This window comes from Actinopolyspora lacussalsi (assembly GCA_030803735.1).
GTDB lineage: Bacteria > Actinomycetota > Actinomycetes > Mycobacteriales > Pseudonocardiaceae > Actinopolyspora > Actinopolyspora lacussalsi.
This window is the reverse complement of sequence record JAURUC010000001.1, coordinates 540,441-557,678: the sequence shown is the minus strand read 5'-3', so window position 1 is coordinate 557,678 and position 17,238 is coordinate 540,441. Positions and strand designations below refer to the sequence as shown.

At 67.4% G+C, this 17,238-nt stretch carries 14 protein-coding genes; 7 read left to right on the top strand and 7 right to left on the bottom strand.

The annotated features are described in order from the left end of the window. Positions 1–121: 121 nt before the first annotated feature. Together J2S53_RS02495 and J2S53_RS02490 are read left to right on the top strand one after the other, a co-directional pair. The gene (locus tag J2S53_RS02495) at positions 122–1,321 is read left to right on the top strand and encodes a hypothetical protein (RefSeq protein WP_456239575.1); all 1,200 of its coding nucleotides are present in this window, start codon (positions 122–124) and stop codon (positions 1,319–1,321) included. A gap of 133 nt (positions 1,322–1,454) precedes the next feature. Then, entirely contained in the window at positions 1,455–2,300 is an 846-nt protein-coding gene (locus J2S53_RS02490) for a universal stress protein (RefSeq protein ID WP_456239574.1), read from the top strand. A 105-nt stretch (positions 2,301–2,405) separates the two neighbouring features. Here the strand turns inward: J2S53_RS02490 and J2S53_RS02485 are convergent, their stop codons facing one another. The 5 genes from J2S53_RS02485 to J2S53_RS02465 form a co-directional block, all read right to left on the bottom strand. Next, complete coding sequence (locus tag J2S53_RS02485) at positions 2,406–3,197, bottom strand: IclR family transcriptional regulator (RefSeq protein ID WP_245755286.1); 792 nt, start codon at positions 3,195–3,197, stop codon at positions 2,406–2,408. 336 nt (positions 3,198–3,533) lie between these two features. After that, complete coding sequence (locus J2S53_RS02480; protein ID WP_456239573.1) at positions 3,534–4,169, bottom strand: sarcosine oxidase subunit gamma; 636 nt, start codon at positions 4,167–4,169, stop codon at positions 3,534–3,536. Then, on the bottom strand, positions 4,147–7,053 hold the full coding sequence (locus J2S53_RS02475) for a 2Fe-2S iron-sulfur cluster-binding protein (RefSeq protein WP_456239572.1): 2,907 nt from the start codon (positions 7,051–7,053) through the stop codon (positions 4,147–4,149). The genes J2S53_RS02480 and J2S53_RS02475 overlap by 23 nt, the downstream gene beginning before the upstream one ends. 4 nt (positions 7,054–7,057) lie before the next feature. Then, complete coding sequence (locus tag J2S53_RS02470) at positions 7,058–7,327, bottom strand: sarcosine oxidase subunit delta (RefSeq protein ID WP_092977437.1); 270 nt, start codon at positions 7,325–7,327, stop codon at positions 7,058–7,060. A 142-nt stretch (positions 7,328–7,469) separates the two neighbouring features. After that, positions 7,470–8,690, bottom strand: a complete 1,221-nt coding sequence (locus J2S53_RS02465; protein ID WP_456239571.1) for a sarcosine oxidase subunit beta family protein — start codon at positions 8,688–8,690, stop codon at positions 7,470–7,472. Between the two features lie 185 nt (positions 8,691–8,875). On the opposite strand from J2S53_RS02465, the gene J2S53_RS02460 reads away from it, so the two are divergent. The 5 genes from J2S53_RS02460 (at position 8,876) to J2S53_RS02440 (ending at position 16,092) form a co-directional block, all read left to right on the top strand. Beyond that, positions 8,876–9,559 carry a GntR family transcriptional regulator gene (locus J2S53_RS02460; protein WP_456239570.1) on the top strand — a complete coding sequence of 228 codons (684 nt, stop codon included), beginning with the start codon at positions 8,876–8,878 and terminating at the stop codon, positions 9,557–9,559. 193 nt (positions 9,560–9,752) lie between these two features. Then, complete coding sequence (locus tag J2S53_RS02455; RefSeq protein ID WP_456239569.1) at positions 9,753–12,245, top strand: GcvT family protein; 2,493 nt, start codon at positions 9,753–9,755, stop codon at positions 12,243–12,245. Positions 12,246–12,344: 99 nt separating this feature from the next. Continuing rightward, entirely contained in the window at positions 12,345–13,556 is a 1,212-nt protein-coding gene (locus J2S53_RS02450; protein ID WP_092627424.1) for a glycine cleavage T C-terminal barrel domain-containing protein, read from the top strand. Further along, positions 13,553–14,398 (top strand): methylenetetrahydrofolate reductase, encoded by an 846-nt coding sequence (locus J2S53_RS02445; RefSeq protein WP_092977445.1) that lies wholly within the window; start codon positions 13,553–13,555, stop codon positions 14,396–14,398. The genes J2S53_RS02450 and J2S53_RS02445 overlap by 4 nt, the downstream gene beginning before the upstream one ends. Beyond that, positions 14,395–16,092: a formate--tetrahydrofolate ligase gene (locus tag J2S53_RS02440; protein WP_456239568.1), complete on the top strand. Its 1,698-nt coding sequence runs from the start codon at positions 14,395–14,397 to the stop codon at positions 16,090–16,092. Before J2S53_RS02445 ends, J2S53_RS02440 begins: the two co-directional genes overlap by 4 nt. A gap of 79 nt (positions 16,093–16,171) precedes the next feature. Here the strand turns inward: J2S53_RS02440 and J2S53_RS02435 are convergent, their stop codons facing one another. Together J2S53_RS02435 and J2S53_RS02430 are read right to left on the bottom strand one after the other, a co-directional pair. Further along, positions 16,172–16,519: an ArsR/SmtB family transcription factor gene (locus tag J2S53_RS02435; RefSeq protein ID WP_092924779.1), complete on the bottom strand. Its 348-nt coding sequence runs from the start codon at positions 16,517–16,519 to the stop codon at positions 16,172–16,174. A gap of 218 nt (positions 16,520–16,737) precedes the next feature. Continuing rightward, positions 16,738–17,157, bottom strand: a complete 420-nt coding sequence (locus J2S53_RS02430) for an organic hydroperoxide resistance protein (RefSeq protein WP_130466940.1) — start codon at positions 17,155–17,157, stop codon at positions 16,738–16,740. Positions 17,158–17,238: the final 81 nt, after the last annotated feature.

The window sequence follows — 17,238 nt, the reverse complement described above, 5'->3', positions numbered from 1 at the left end:
GACAACCACCTTAACCGCACGAGTAATGGACTCCACGGCGGCGTCACTACGCCGGTCACCGGCCGCACCGGAGCTCGCGCGCCCGTATCGGCGCAGTCGACCTCGTCGAGGGGGCTCGGTCATGACCGGTGAGGAAAAGGCACTGCTCGGCGCGCTCGGTGTGGTGGCCGCGATCGTCCCGTTGGTGCTGGGGCTGACCGCGGGATGGCCGGTATGGCTGTGGCTGCCGCTGGCGTTGGCGCTGGCGGCGGCCCCACAGCCGCTGGGCAGACGGATCAGCGGGCGGCGCGAGGAACAACGCATCCGCGAGGAGATGCGGCAGCAGCAGGAACAGCGCCAGGAGCAACAACCCGAGCAGACACCCTCCACTCATCCTTCGCACCAGGTCGAGGGCCTGTGGGTACCCACGCAGCATCCGGAGTACCGGCTGCTGATGTCGGCCACGGTGCACTGGATTCCGGCTCCCGGAGCAGCGGGCCCCTCCCCGGAACGACAGCAGGCCATCGCGGTGGACGCGGTCTATCGACGTGCCTGCGCGGTGACCGCGGAGACCGGCGCGCTGGATCACGGGATCACCACTCATCGGCTGCGGGACGCGCTGGGGACGATGCGTCAGGATCCGGCCGGGCACCTGCGGGCTTGGGCGCAGGACGTGTCGCTGACGTTGCGGGAGACCGACGAACAGCGGCTGCGCGCACTCGACGATGCCGCCAAGGACGAGGAAATACGGCAGCGCAGGCGCGACGGAGAACGAGGTTTCCGCGAGTACCTGACCAACGACGCGCTCAAGGACACCGCCAACGCGGTGGTGTGGTGGCTCGCGCAGGAGGATGTGTCCAGGCAGCGGCTGGAGGAGGCGGTGGGGTTGGTCGACACGCTGTCCCAGCTGTCGGCACTGGCCCACAGCCCGGAGGAAGCCGCGCGGCACGGTGCGGCAGCGGCGCAGTGGGTACCCGCCACCGGTTTCTTCACCTCGGACACCGCTGTCAACGGCACCGGGTTCGCGCCCCAGGCTTTCGCGTCGGACGGGGAGGCACCGCCGGAGATCTCGGGAATCGACGAACGACAGGACCCCGCGAGCATTCGTGTGCTGTTCGCCAAACACATGATCGAGGCGAGCCATCCCGAGGACGACGAACAGCGGCCGCTCTTCGCACGTCGACTGGCTGATGTGCTCGACGCGCACGAGATGTCATGGGAGGCCACCGAGATCCGAGCGGAGTACGGGGGTGGCGGTGGTGAACCGGAGAACTCCGAGCAGAACACCACGGTGATTCCCGGGGACGAACTGGATCAACACCGGTCGCGGCGGGATCAGTAGTCGGATCGCCGTCGGCGGCCGGTTCCGGTGACGTTCGGCCCTTGCCGCTCCCCGCGGGGGACAACAGTCTGACCGGTAAGCATTCCTCCCCTCCCACACGGGGAGACCGGTTCGTCACGAGCGGAGCGAGAAGATGTTGTCACCGGACCAACAACACATCGTGGTAGGCGTCGACGGATCCACAACCGCGCTGCAAGCGGCGCTGTGGGCGTCCGAGGAATGCGTCCGCACCGATTCCGCGCTGTGTCTGGTGATAGTCGACGAGGACGAGGCGCTCCAGTACTACGCGGCCCGCACGGTCGAGGAAGTGGCGGCGCGCTGCCGGACACTGCGACCGCAACTGTGCGTGGTGAACAGGGTGTCGTCGGGGCATCCGGTGGAATGCCTGATCCGGGAGTCCCGCGACGCGCGCGAGCTCGTGCTCGGCGGACTCGGTGAGAATCCGCTCGGCTCGGTAAGCGCCGCCGTGGCCGGGCGAGCGCGCTGTCCCGTGGTGCTGACCAACGGCACGAGCGGTTCGTGGAACGGTCCCGTCGTGGTCGGGGTCGACGAGACCGCTGACAGCGCTCCCCTGCTGCAGTACGCCTTCGAGGCGGCGAGCGCACGCGACGATCCGCGGCTCGAAATCGTGCGGTCCTGGCACGAGTCCGACAACGGGCATTCCTCGCGAATACCGCTCTCCCCGCGCGACGGGGAGGGCCCGCTACAGGCACTGGAGCGATCGCTGGCCGAACGCTCGGACGGCTGGGCCGAGAAGTACCCGGAAGTACGAGTCAGCCGAAGCGTGCGGATCGGTCAACCGGTTCCGGTGCTCACGAGGACGAGCGAGAACGCCGCGCTGCTGATCGTGGGCCGCGGGGACGACGGAAACCTCGCCCGAAACGGCCCGGGATCCACGATCATCGGAGTGAGCCGCCACGCGAACCGCCCGGTGGCGGTGGTGCCGCTACGCTCGCCGTCCGGCACGTACACCGGATGATCGATCCCCGGGCGCGGCACCGGCCCGCGCCACAGCGACCCCGGAAGAAGCGCGGGGCGCCGAACGTGGTCGCCACCCGGATCGAGTAGTCCCGGTGCGGAGTGATCAGGTTTCGAGATACCCGAGCTGGGCCGAGAGCTCCTTGGAAGCCACCGTCATCGCGTCGACGAGCTCACGCATCCTTCTGCGGGAGAATCGGTAGGACGGCCCGGAAGCACTCAGCGCGGCGATGACACCGCCATTGTGGTTGTAAACGGCGACCGCCGCCGCGTTCAGCCCCAGTTCGAGTTCCTCGTAGCTTGTCGCGTAACCATCGCGTTCGATGGCCTGGAACTCCTTGCGGAGCTCCTCGGAATCGGTGATGGTTCGCGCCGTGTAGCGCTGCAGTTCCTCACCGAGCAGGTCCTCCCGGTCCTCGTTCGGGGCGTGCGCGAACAGCACCTTGCCGCTCGAAGTGGCATGCAGCGGTGTCCGCTGCCCCACCCAGTTGTGCGCGGTGACGGAGGCCGTGCCGCGCGCCTGGCTGATGTTGATCGCCACGTCGTGGTCCCGGATGGCGATGTTGACGGTCTCGCCCAGCTCGGCGGCGAGCGAGTCACAGTACGGTGCGCCGAGGCGTGGCAGGTCCATCCGCTCGGTGGCGGCTCCGGCGAGCCGGACCACTCCGAAGCCGATGACGTACTTCCCCCTGTCCTTGAGCTGTTCCACCAGGCCACGTGTTTCCAACACACTGACCAGCCTCGACGCGGTGGACTTGTGCACGCCCAGTTCCCCGGCGATCTCGGTTATGCCAACCTCGCCGTTGCGTGCCACGAGCTCCAGGATCGTCACGGCACGGTCCACCGACTGGACCAACGCCCCCGATCCCCTGCCTCGTGTGTCCGCTGATTCACTCACGACTCAACCGTATCCGTCCGGGGACAATTGCCGGAACCAACCGTCCTCGTCGGTCCACCGCCCGACTTTCCCGGCAGTCGCCCGACAAACCGCGCGCGGTTCCGTTATACGCAACATAGCGCTCGCCCTGTGGCGAACCCGGCGGCACCGGCGAGTTCACCGGCTGCGACACCACCATGCGGCCGGGCCCGCTTCCACCTCGGAATCGGCCCTACCTCGTGTTTACAGTATCGCAGACCGTAACAGCCCGGGAAGCCCGCGAATCGCCCGGACGACTACCGAGAGCTATCGGACTCGGCGAAATCGGCGGGAAGTGAACACTCCGGGTCACTGCCGTCAACCGTCGAGGAACTCGGCCATGGCGTCCAACAGCAGGTCCGCGAGGTACTCGGCGAAGGAACAGCGCACCATGACGCGGTAGCCGGGTTCGTGGTCCAGCTGCCACAGCACCACGACGACCCGTCCCAGCAGGGTCTGTGCGCAGTCACCGGGCCCGAACGCACGCGGGTGCAGATCGACCGAGCACAGCTTCTCCAGCACCTCACGGGCCATCGGCCCGGAAAGTCGCAGCGTGGTGCGATTGGCCGAGACGTCCACCACGGAGCCGGAACCGCCCCGCTGTGCGTCCCGGACGGTACGCAGCAGACTTTCGGCACGCCCGTCCGGTGCCACGATCAACGACTCGTCGGGGCCCAACCACAGCACCGCGTCGTGCTCGTCACCGGTGACCCTGTTGGCCGCGGGCAGCGGGAGCCCCAATGCCTCGGCCACCGAGGCGGCGGAGGAACCGCCCGGCGGGGTCCGGAGGTCGAGCTGCGTGAGGAACGGTTCCTCGCGCAACCGAACTCCGCGAGCACCGGACGCGCTGCGACGTTCGAACTCGGCGGCACGGTGTTCCAGCGGACTGTGCCGCGGCGCCGTGCCGACATCGGTCGCGGCGGTTTCGGATTCAACCTTGTGCGGGACCGTCACGTCGGACTCCTTCCGGGTCGTAGAACACGGGGCTGGTGATCTCCACCTCGACGTCACGACCGTCGAGCGGAACGCACACCACGTCTCCGAGGCGTTGCTGTCCCCGGCTGATCAGACCGAGTGCGAAGGTTCGTTCCAGAGCGGCACTGTGGTAACTCGAGGTGACGTGTCCCAGCATCGGCACGGGAGGTTGCCTCGACACGTCGGGCTCGACCAGGTGGGACCCCTCCGGCAGCAGTGTCGTGGTGTCGGTGGGCAACAGCCCGACCAGCTGTTTGCGGTCCTCGCGCACCAGGTCGGGACGGCTCAGCGAACGCTTGCCGATGAAGTCCTTCTGCTTGGAGACGGCCCAGTCCATTCCCAGGTCCACCGGAGTGACCGTTCCGTCGGTGTCCTGCCCGACGATCACGAATCCCTTCTCGGCGCGCAGCACGTGCATCGTCTCGGTTCCGTAAGGGGTGATGCCCAGGTCGGATCCGGCCGTCATGGTGGCTTCCCACAGCGCCTGTCCGTACCAGCGGGGGACGTTGACCTCGAAGGCGAGCTCCCCCGAGAACGAGACCCGGGAGATCCTGGCGGGAACCCCACCGGTGAGCACCGTCTCGTGGAACCGCATGAACCCGAAGGAATCGGCCGACACGTCGAGGTCCGGGGCGAGTCGTCCCACCACCGTGCGGGAGTCCGGGCCGACCACCGCGACGGCCGCCCACTGCTCGGTGACCGAGGTGCAGTAGACGTCCAGTTCGGGCCATTCGGTCTGCAACCACTCCTCGAGCCAGTCCAGCACCTTCGCCGCACCACCGGTGGTGGTGCTCATCAGGTAGCGGTCCTCGGCCAACCGCATCGAGACGCCGTCGTCGAGCACCATCCCGTCCGCACCGCACATCATCCCGTACCGGGCCTTGCCGACCGCCAGCTTCGCGAACCCGTTGGTGTAGATCCGGTCGAGGAACACCGGCGCGTCCGGCCCCACGATCTCGATGCGCCCGAGCGTGCTGACGTCCTGGACAGCCACTCCGGTCCGCGCGGCCGCGCATTCGCGCAGCACGGCCGCGTGCATGTCCTCGTCACCGCGCGGGTAGTAACGGGCACGTTTCCACTGGCCCACGTCCTCGAAGACCGCGCCCGCCTCGACGTGCTGGCGGTGCATCGGTGTGGTGCGCACCGGATCGTAGAGTTCCCCCCGGGTGCGTCCGGCGAACAGCGCGAGCGGCACCGGCGTGTAGGGCGGGCGGAAGGTGGTGGTTCCCACCTCACCGGGGGAGTTCGCCGAGAGAATCTCCGCCAGGACCCCGACGGCGTTGACACCGGAGCCCTTCCCCTGGTCCAGCCCGGTCGAGATGGTGGTGTAGCGCTTGACGTGCTGCACCGAACGCATCCCGGTCTCGGTGGCGCGGTACATGTCGGCCACCGTGGCGTCGCGTTGCAGGTCCACGAAGTGCTCGGTGCGGCGTTCGGGAGGGCGCGATTCGTCGGGAACCAGCCATACCGGCCGGGGCCTGCTGCCCTGGCGGTCGCCGTCGACCTGCGGCACGGGAGGCGGGGCGGTGCGGAACCCGCTGAGCGTGGCGGTTTCCGCCCCGGCCGCGAATCCCTGCGCGAGACATCCAGCGAGATCATAGGTCCCTCGTGCCGAGCCCACCACTTTCGCGGAACGCCCACCGGCCTGCCGCGGCACGAAGCCGGCCACCACGGGGTCCCAACGCACCGCTCCCCCGCTCTGGGCGAACAGCTGAACCGCCGGATTCCAGCCACCGCTGACCGCCAACAGGTCGCAGGAGAACTCGCTGCTCCAGCCCGTGAGCGAACCGTCGGCGTCGAGCCCACACACCCGCACACCGGATATGCGGTGCTGCCCGGTGGTGGCTACCACCGCCGCCGAGGTCACCACGTGGGCACCGGCGGCACGGACCTGTTCGACCAGCCGCGCGGACGGCTCGGGCCGGGTGTCCACGATGGCCGGAACACGGGCTCCCGCACCGAGCAGGTCGAGCGCGGTGCTGTACGCGCTGTCCGAAGTGGTGAAGACGATGGCCTCACGGCCGGGCAGCACGGCGTAGCGGTTGAGATAGGAGCGGACCGCCGAGGCCAGCATCACGCCGGGACGGTCGTTGTCGGCGAACACCACGGGGCGTTCGTGCGCTCCGGTGGCGAGCACCACCTGCTTCGCCCTGACGTGCCAGAGTCGCTGCCGACTCATCGAGGGGGGCGGGACGGCCATGTGGTCCGTACGACTTTCGGCCACGAGCAGGTAGTTGTGGTCGTAGCACCCGAGTGCCGAGGAGCGGGTCAGCACCCGGACCTGTTCGTTCTCCGCGAGTTCGCGCGCGGCACGCCCGATCCATTCGGTCGCCGGATGTCCGGCGATGTCGGCCTGTCCGTCCAGCAGCATGCCGCCGAGCTCGCGGTGCTGGTCGACAAGGATCACCCGAGCGCCACCCCGCGCGGCCGTCAGGCTCGCCGCTATCCCGGAGGGACCGGCTCCCACCACGACGACGTCGGTGTGCACGAACTTCTTGTCGTAACCGGCGGTGTCGCGCTGTTGGCTCAACCATCCGACACCGGACAGTGTCTCGGCACGCAGCCCTTCCCGGAGTTCGACCTCGGTGGCGGGCAGCATGGGTTCCGGACAGTCGCCGTCGAGCAGCTGCACCAGCGCGTTGGGTTCGGTGCAGTCGGCACTGAACACACCCCTCGGACGTCCCCGCTGGATCGAGGGGGCCACCTCGATGTCGCCGTGGGCCAGCATGGCCGAGGCCAACGTGTCGCCGGGCCTGCCGCGGATCTCACGTCCGTCCACGGTGGCGTTCAACGTGCGGGTGCGGTCGATACGCCCCGCGCGGACCGATGCGTTCACACGGTTGGGGTTCGACGAACTCGTCATGGTGTTACCGACTTTCGCGACGTCGTGGAATGTCCGGCCTCATCTCGTTGGTCGCGGTGTCGCGAACGACCGAGAACCAGCGGCGACAACCCGCCGTGTGCACCCAGCGCTCGTCGAACGAGCCCGATGGGTTCGCGCGAACGAACAGGTACTCGCCCCAAGTGGCGTCGTCGAGCTGGTGGGGATCGGCCGGGTAGTCGACATCGGCCTGTCCGCCGTAGCGGAACTCGGCCTCGTCGCGGTCACCACACCACGGGCATCGGACGAGGAGCATCTACGGCCTCCTGTGGATGTCGTCGCGCAACGGACCGGGAATCCGCGGCGGAACTTGCTCGAGTGGCCGGGAGTCGGCACGGGAATCGGTGTCCCGCCTGGTGGGAACTGCTGGTGAGCAGCGCATTCGAAGTCACCCCGCTTCAGTGGGCGACGGCGGCCGCGCCGTGTTCGTCTATGAGGGCTCCGCTGGTGAACCGCTCCATGCCGTAGGGCTCGTTGAGCGGATGGGGCTCCCCGGTGGCGAGGGTGTGGGCGAACACCCAGCCCGCTCCCGGGGTCGCCTTGAAGCCGCCCGTCCCCCAGCCGCAGTTGACGAAGAGGTTCTCGTAGGGCGTGGGGCCGATGATCGGCGAGGCGTCCGGGGTCACATCCACGGTGCCGGCCCAGGTGCGCAGCAGATGCGCCCTGGCGAACACGGGGAACAGCTCCACTGCCGCCGCCAGCTGGTTCTCGATCACGTGCACCGAGCCTCGCTGCGTGTACCCGTTGTGGGTGTCTATGCCGGCGCCGAGCACGAGCTCGCCCTTGTGGGCCTGGCTGGTGTAGACGTGCACGTGGTTGGACATGACCACGCAGGGATGCACGGGTTCGAGGATCTCGGTGGCCATGGCCTGCAGCGGGTGGCTCTGCAACGGCAGCCGGATACCGAGGGTGTCGGTGAGCAGCGTCGTCCTTCCCGCCGCGGCCAGTCCCACCCGACCCGCTCCGATGTCACCGTTGTCGGTTCGCACCCCGATCACCCGGTCCCCGTCGGTGACGAAGCCGGTGACCTCGCGGTTCTGGATGAAGTCCACTCCCATCTCGTCGCACTTCCGCGCCAGCCCCCACGCGACGAGGTCGTGCTTGGCTATTCCCGCTCTGCGCTGGTACGTGGCGCCGAGCACCGGATAGCGCAGATTCGACGTGTTGAGGATGGGGCAGATCTCGGAGATCTCGTCGGGGGTGACCCACTCGGCGTCCACCCCGTTGAGCTCGTTGGCGAACGCTCTCCTGCGCGCGTCTCGGACCTCCTGCTCGGTGTGGGCGAGATTGAGCACGCCGCGCTGGCTGAAGTGGAACTCGTAGTCGAGTTCCTCGTGGAGTTCCTCCCAGAGCCGCAACGCGTGGTCGTAGAGCGCGGCGCTGGCGTCGAGCAGGTAGTTCGAACGGATGATCGTGGTGTTTCGGGCCATGTTGCCGCCCGCGAGCCACCCGCGCTCGACAACGGCGATGTCGGTGATGCCGTGGTTGCGCGCCAGGTAATAAGCGGTGGCCAGTCCGTGCCCGCCGGCCCCGACGATCACCACGTCGTAGTTGCGTTTCGGCTCCGGGTTGCGCCACAGCCGCTCCGGGGGAGCTGGGGTGTTGCCGTCAGCGACCAACGGTGGCTCCTTGCTGGCAGTTTGCTGGTGACCGGCGATGTCGGTGGATCGGATCGGTCCGGCTGCCGGAGAGGTCCCGCGGCGCGGCCGAACCGCACGAAGAGCACTGGGTGACCGATGACGATCATCGTTACATATGAGTGAACAACAACTGAAATGTCAGTCTGTGAGGTAGGCTACGAGTCGTGTCGGAAGCGGTCAATTCCCCATCGGGTGACAGTTCGCCGCAGCGGTTCTCCCAGGAGCGCCCCTCACAGGCCGAGCGCGCCTACCTGACCCTGCGGGAGGAGATCCTGTCGCTGCGGCTGGCCCCCGGATCCCCCGTGCGGGAAGAAGCACTGACCAGCGAGCTGGACCTCGGACGCACCCCCTTCCGGGAGGCCGTGAAACGCCTCGCCGCCGAGTCCCTGGTGGCGATCTACCCCCGCAGGGGCACCTTCGTCACCGAGGTCAATATCACCGATCACGCCCTGATCGCCGACGTGCGGCGGAGGCTGGAGGGACACGCGGCCAGGAGGGCGGCCGAACGGTCCACCGAGGCGGAGCGGGGCGAGCTCGCGGAACTGGTGGAGCTGGTGGAGCGCGTCCCCGAAGAACCGGAGTCGGTCATGGGCGTGGACGCCCGGGTGCACCGCACGCTGTACCGCTGCACCCACAACGGCTACCTGGAAAGCACTCTCGGGCAGTACTACAACCTCGCACTGCGCATCTGGGGACTTTTCTTCGATCGATTGAGTGACGTCACGAGCCATGTCACCGAACACACCGAGTTACTGAAAGCCGTCATCGACGCCGATGCGGACCGGGCCGACCGCGTCGCGGTCGACCACGTCGATCACTTCGAGAACTCGATTCGCCAAGTGCTGTAGCGACATCTTCGCCCCACGCTGGCGAACTCACCGATTCCCCAGCACAACCCCGCGATCTTGAGCCGGCAAGCCATTCTCTTGTCGCCCGAATGTGTGTCTTGACGCACATAGAGCATCGGGCGCACTGTTGCGAGTGACGCAGATAGTTGTTCTAGACGCAACACCGGTTCCCGATATTCGGCAGGGGGCGGCAATGGCTTCGGTGCTCGATTCGAGTGCACGCATCGTGATAATCGGCGCTGGAATCGTCGGTTGCAGTACCGCCTACCACCTCGCCCAACGCGGGGTGACGGACGTACTCGTGGTCGAGCAGGGGCCACTCTTCGCCACCGGTGGCTCGTCCTCGCACGCGCCGGGGCTCGTCTTCCAGACCAGCGGCTCGCAGACGATGACCCAGCTGGCGCGCTACACGGTGGAGCGGTTCACCGCCGCGAGCGTGGACGGTCACCCCTGCTTCCACCAGGTGGGGGGAATCGAGGTCGCCACCTCACGGGAGCGGTGGGACGAGCTCCACCGCAAACACGGACTCGCCACCGCCTGGGGCGTGGACGGCACGCTGCTCACACCGGAAGAGGTCCACGAGCGGATCCCGCAGGTGGATCCGAGCCGGATTTACGGCGGGTTCCACGTGCCCACCGACGGAGTCGCCAAGCCGGTACGCGCCGCCGAGTCCATGGCTCGGGAGGCACAGCGTCTCGGCGTCCGGTTCGCCGACCACACCGCTGTCACCGGCTTCGACACGGCCGACGGCCGGGTGAACGCGGTGCACACGGACCGGGGAACGGTCACGGCCGAGCGGGTGCTGTGCTGCGCGGGCATCTGGGGGCCGCGAATCGGCGAGATGGCGGGCGTGTCCATCCCGGTGCAACCGGTCGCCCACCAGTACGCGGTCACCGAGCCGGTCGAAGGGCTGGTAACCGGTGACGAGGAGGTCGAACAACCGATTCTGCGCCAGCAGGACAGCTCGCTGTACTTCCGGCAGATCCACGACCGCTACGGAATCGGCTCCTACCAGCACCGGGTGATCCCCGTGTCCTGCGACGAGCTGGCCCCGACCAAGGCCGCGGGTGACGGCGTCGAGGCACCGGCGGAGGGCGGCGGCTGGAAGGGCATGTCCTCGGTTCACCCGTTCACACCCGAGGACTTCGCCAAGCCGTTCGCGGAGGCGCGCGAGCTGATCCCCGCGTTGCGGCGCACCGAGGTGGCCGAGGGTATGAACGGGATCTTCCTGTTCACCGCCGACGGCGCTCCGGTGCTGGGACCGACCCGCGAGGTGGACAACTTCTGGGTCGCCGAGGCGGTGTGGATCACGCACTCCGCGGGCGTGGGGTTGGCGGTGGCCGAGTGGATGACCGAGGGCGAGCCCAGCATCGACCTGCGCTCGGCGGACGTGCGGCGGTTCGAGAACTTCGCGCACAGCGACAGCTACGTGTCCGAGCGCAGCGCGCAGACCTTCCGCGAGGTCTACGACATCATCCACCCCCAGCAGCCCCCCGAACACCCCAGGCCACTGCGCACCAGCCCGTTCTACCCGCGCCAGCAGGAACTCGGGGCGGTGTTCCTGGAGGCCAGCGGATGGGAACGGCCGCACTGGTTCGAGGCCAACGGATCCCTCGTGAACGGCCGGGAGACAGCCGCCCCCGGCCGGTGGGCCGGCCGTTACTGGTCCCCGATCATCGCGGCCGAGCACCAGGTCACCCGTGAACGGGTCGCCATGTACGACATGACCTCGCTGTGCCGGGCGGAGGTCAGCGGCCCCGGGGCGCTGGAGCTGCTACAGCGGTTGACGACCAATCAGCTGGACCGTGCTCCCGGGTACGTGACCTACACGCTGATGCTCGATCACAAGGGTGGTATCCGCTCGGACGTCACCGTGGCGCGGCTTTCGGAGAACACCTTCCAGGTCGGCTGCAACGGACAGCGGGACATCGCGTGGATGAGCGACCACGCGGACGAGTCGACCACGGTACGTGACATCACCGGCGGTACGTGCTGCATCGGTCTGTGGGGGCCGTACGCACGTGCGGTGCTGCAGTCACTGACCGAGACCGACGTCTCGCACGAGCAGTTCCGGTTCTTCCGGGCCAAGCGGTTGTTCGTCCGGGAGGTTCCGGTCACGGCGCTGCGACTGTCCTACGTCGGTGAGCTCGGGTGGGAGCTCTACACCACGGCCGACTTCGGACTACGGCTCTGGGACCTGCTGGCGGGCGCGGGCGCCGAGTACGGCGTCATCGCCGGCGGCAGGGGCGCTTTCAGCAACATGAGGCTGGAAAAGGGATACCGGGCCTGGGGCGGTGACATGTGGAGCGTGCACACCCCCGACGAGGCGGGGCTGGCCTTCGCGGTGAAACCGGACAAGGGCCAGTTCATCGGTCGTGACGCGCTGCTTCGCCACCGCGAGTCCCCGATACGACGAAAGTTGTGCTGCCTGTCGGTCGACGACGGCACGGTAGTGATGGGTTCCGAGCCGGTCTTCGCCGATTCCCAGGACCGGCGAGCCAGCGGTTTCACCACGAGTACGGGCTACGGCCACAGCCTCGGCCTCAGTCTCGCCTACGCGTGGTTGCCCTCGGAACTGTCCGAAGCGGGTACCTCCGTCGAGGTGGCCTACTTCGGAGAACGGCATCCCGCCACGGTGATGTCCGATCCGGTGTTCGATCCCGAGATGAAACGGATGCGCTGCTGAGAGCGCATCGAGCTCCATCCCCCCGACAACCGGGCCATTGACCGCAGCGCGGTGGACGGTCCGGCGGAATCGCCCCATCAACCCCGTGAGGAGTCCCCCATGAGCATCAACCCGACCCCCGCGATCCTGCAGTACCCCCGTCTCCGCAAGTCCCCCTTCTTCTACGCTTCGCGCAGGCATGGGGTGGGGATGTACAGCGTGTACAACCACACCTATCACGCCAGGCACTACGGTGACCCGGTAGCCGAGTACTGGCACCTGCTCAACGGTGTGACGCTGTGGGACGTCGGTGTCGAGCGTCAGGTGGAGATCACCGGCCCGGACGCCTTCGAGTTCACCAACATGCTGGTCCCCCGGGATCTGAACAAGTGCCGGGTCGGGCAGTGCAAGTACGTGTTCATCACCGCGGAGGACGGCGGCATCATCAACGATCCCGTGCTGCTGCGCCTCGGGGAGAACCACTTCTGGCTGTCGCTGGCCGACAGCGACGTGCTGCTGTGGGCCAAGGGGCTCGCCTACAGCCTGGGGATGAACGTCCAGATCCGTGAACCCGACGTGGGGCCGGTCCAGGTACAGGGGCCGAAGTCCCGTGACGTCATGGTGGACCTGTTCGGGGAGTCCATCCAGGAGATTCCGTACTACTACGCCGTTGACCGGCAGCTGGACGGTATGGACGTGATCGTCTCGCGTACCGGCTACACCGCCGAGCTCGGCTACGAGATCTACCTGCACAACGCCAGCCAGGACGGTGTGCGACTCTGGGAGAAGATCTGGGAGGCCGGTCGGCCCTACGACATGCGGGTGATCGGTCCCTGCCACATCCGGCGGATCGAGGCGGGCATCCTGTCCTGGGGCTGCGACATCACCTACGACACGAATCCGTTCGAGGTCGGTTACGGGTTCGAGGCGACCTGGATGGTCGATCTCAACCAGGAGGCGGACTTCATCGGGAAATCCGCGCTGACCAGGATCTACAACGAGGGGATCACCCGCAAGCTGGTGGGTGTGGCCATGGGTGGCCCCGAAGTGGGCAGCTTCAACGACGGCTCGATGATCGACACCTTCCCGGTTCGGGATCCCAACGGACTGCGTATCGGAGACGTCACCTCCGCCTGCCACTCGCCGAGGCTGGACCGCAACATCGGTTACGCGATGGTGCCGATCAGCTACCACGAGGTGGGTACACCACTCGTGGTGGAGACCCAGCACGGCCCGCAGGAGGCCGAGGTGGTGGAAAAGCCGTTCCTCGACCCGAAGAAGCAGATCCCCAAGCAGTTCGAACGGCAGGAAGAAGCGGCGGTGTCGAAATGACCACGAACGCGCAACAACAGCTACAGCGTTACCTCCGCAACGCCCGTTACGAGGTTCTGCCGCTGCGGGGGGTCGTCGAGCAGGTGCGGGAACTGCCCGCCGGGACGACGGTGACCGTGACGTCCTCGCCAGCCAAGGGGACCGAAGCCACTCTGGACACCGCGGCACGGCTGCGTGACGAGGGCATGCACGTGGTCCCCCATCTGGCGGCACGACTGGTCCGGGACTCGGCTCATCTGAGCGATCTGCTCGCTCGGGTGAGCGACCTCGGTCTCACGGAGGTGTTCGTGATCGCCGGGGACGCCGAACGTCCGGCGGGCAGGTTCACCGACGCCCTCTCGTTACTGCGGGGCATGGAGGAGATCGGGACCAGGCCGTACCGACTCGGGATCACCGGGTATCCGGAGCAGCACGCCTTCATCCCGGATCGCATGACCATCCAGGCCACCGACGAGAAGGCACGTTACGCCGACTACATCGTCTCGCAGATCTGCTACGACCCGAACACGATCGCCTCGTGGGTCAAGAGCATGCGAGCCAGGGGCGTCGAACTGCCGGTCTACATCGGTGCGCCGGGATCGATCGACCCGAGCAAGCTGCTGCGGATCTCGATGAAGATCGGGCTGGGCCAGTCCATGCGTTTCCTGCGGAAACAGCACGGCGTGGTAACCAAGCTGCTGACCCGCTACACCCCGGAGAACGTGTTCGACGAGTTGTCGCCCTGTCTCGTGGACCCGGACTACAACATCGCGGGTTGGCACCTGTTCACCTTCAACGAGATCAGCAAGACCCGGCAATGGGCCATCGAGATGGCCGACCGGCTGCAGGAGGTGCCCGCATGAACATGCCGTCCGATCTGGACATCTCGCGGTCCTCACCACGCAAACCGCTGGAGGAGGTCGCCGCGGATCTGGGGCTGGCTCCCCACCTGCTGGAGCCCTACGGCAGGGACGTCGCCAAGGTCTCCCTGAGCGCCCTCGACGAGCTCGGTGAGCAGAACCGGGCCAAGTACATCCTGGTCTCGGCCATCACACCGACTCCGCTCGGCGAGGGCAAAACCACCACCACGGTCGGACTCGGCCAGGCACTGCATCACCTGGGAAAGCGATCGGCGATCGCGATCCGACAGCCGTCCATGGGTCCGACGTTCGGTATCAAGGGCGGCGCGGCGGGAGGTGGCTACAGCCAGGTGGTGCCCATGGAGGCACTGAACCTGCACCTGACCGGCGATATGCACGCCGTCACGGCCGCCAACAACATGCTGGCGGCGATGGTGGACAACCACATCCACAAGGGCAACGAACTCGGGCTGGATCCCCACCGGGTGACCTGGCGGCGGGTGGTCGACATCAACGACCGGGAGTTGCGCAACGTGGTGACCGGCCTGGGCGGCAGTGCCGACGGCACTCCGCACCAGACGGGTTTCGACATCACCGCGGCCAGCGAGGTGATGGCGGTGCTGGCACTGTCCAACTCGCTGCACGACATGCGTGAACGGCTGGGACGCATCGTCGTGGGCTACACCCACCAGGGGCAGCCGGTCACGGCGGAGCAGCTGGGTGCCGCCGGTGCGATGACGGTGATCATGCGGGAAGCGATCAAGCCCAACCTGATGCAGACCGTCGAGAACACACCGGTGCTGGTGCACGCGGGCCCGTTCGGCAACATCGCGCACGGCAACTCCTCCATCGTGGCCGACCGCATCGCCAGCAGGTGTGCCGACTACGTGGTCACCGAGGCCGGTTTCGGTGCCGACATGGGGGCCGAACGGTTCTTCAACATCAAGTGCCGGACCTCCGGGTTGCGCCCGGACGCGGCGGTGCTGGTCGCCACCGTTCGGGCGTTGAAGGCGCACTCCGGGCGATTCCGCGTGGTGGCGGGCAAGGATCTTCCGGCGGAGATGCTCGACGAGAATCCGGAGGACGTGCTCACGGGGGCCGACAACCTCCGCAAGCAGATCGAGAATCTGCGCATGCACGGTGTCTCACCCGTGGTGGCGGTGAACGCGTTCCCCACCGACCACCCCAGTGAGCACCAGGCGATCCGCGAGGTGGCCGAGAACGCGGGTGCCCGCGTGGCCATCAGCACCCATTTCACCGACGGTGGCAAGGGGGCGGTGGAACTGGCCGAAGCGGTCAGCGAGGCCGCCGAGGAACCCAGTCGATTCGAACTGCTCTACCCCGACTCCGCGGATCTGCGCACCAAGATCGAGACGGTCGCCACCAGGGTCTACGGCGCCGACGGAGTTTCGTACACCCCCGCGGCGGAACGCGCGTTGCGCAGTTACACGGCCAACGGGTTCGATTCGCTGCCGGTGTGCATCGCCAAGACGCACTTGTCGCTGAGTTCCGATCCGAGTCTGTTGGGGGCTCCTACGGGATGGACGCTGCCGGTGCGTGAGGTCCGGGCTTCGGTCGGTGCCGGGTTCGTCTACCCCATCTGCGGCGACATGCGCACCATGCCGGGACTGAGTTCCCGGCCCGCGGCGGAGCGGATCGACATCGACGACCGCGGCGAGGTCGTCGGGCTGAGTTGAACGGTATCCGCCGGTCCGCTGTCGAGTCGTCGCCGTTTCGGCGGCGACTCGACTCTTGCCGCTCCGGCCTTGGAGCAACCTAGCGTTCCAGTGATGCGGGGTGCAGGTGTTCGACCCGATTGACCGCCTCGTCGAAGAACTGCGCGACGTGCGAGTCGTAGAGCGAGTACACCACTGCCCTGCCCGCACGGTCACCCTTGACCAACCAGAGGGATCGCAGCACGCGCAGCTGGTGCGACACCGCGGACTGCCCCATTCCCACCGCTTCCGCCAGTTGATTCACCGACCGCGCTCCCTGCCGCAGCTCACTCAGAATCAGCAGGCGTGACGGTGTGGCCAGCGCCTGCAGCGTCTCGGCGACAGTGGCGGCCGAGCTCTGATCCAGTCTTGCGGTCGGAGTGGGAACGTCGCGGAGTCCGTGACCCATGCGGGCAGTCTATCGGGGGCTCGGGGGCACGATCGGCCAACGTGGTGGAAGTCGCGAGCGCCCCACTCAGCCGTCCGACACCGCGGAACTCCCGGTCACGGCGAGGACACTTCGTCCGGGTCGTACTGATACATCACCGACTCGGGAAGTCGGGGCGAGCGAGCGGAGCCAAAACAGCGATCTCACTCACACCGGTCCGGTCTCGCGTACCGACGTGGTCACTCGACCTCGAGCTCGATGTCGACGTTGCCGCGCACCGCGTTGGAGTAGGGACAGACCCCGTCGGCCGCTTCGGCGAGTTCGAGTGCCCGCTGCCGGTCGAGTCCGGGAAGCCCGACACGCAGCGAGAGGCTCAGCCCGTATCCACCGTTGCCGTTCGGTCCCATGCCGACTCGCGCGGTGACGGTGGAGTCGTCCACACTCACCCCGGCACGGCGGGCGACCACCCGCAGCGCACTGTGGAAGCAAGCCGCGTATCCGGCAGCGAAGAGCTGTTCCGGATTGGTCGCCTCTCCCCCCGGACCACCGAGTTCCTTGGGCACGGACAACCCGAGGTCGAGCACACCGTCCGAGGAACGGGTACGACCGTCCCGTCCTTCGCCGCTGGCGGTGGCCTCTGCCGTGTACAACGCTGTCATCGTCACTCTCCCAGTCACCGATCGGTTGGCGCGGGCAAGGCCGCGTACCGCGACCACCCACCAAAAAGATAGCGGAAAACT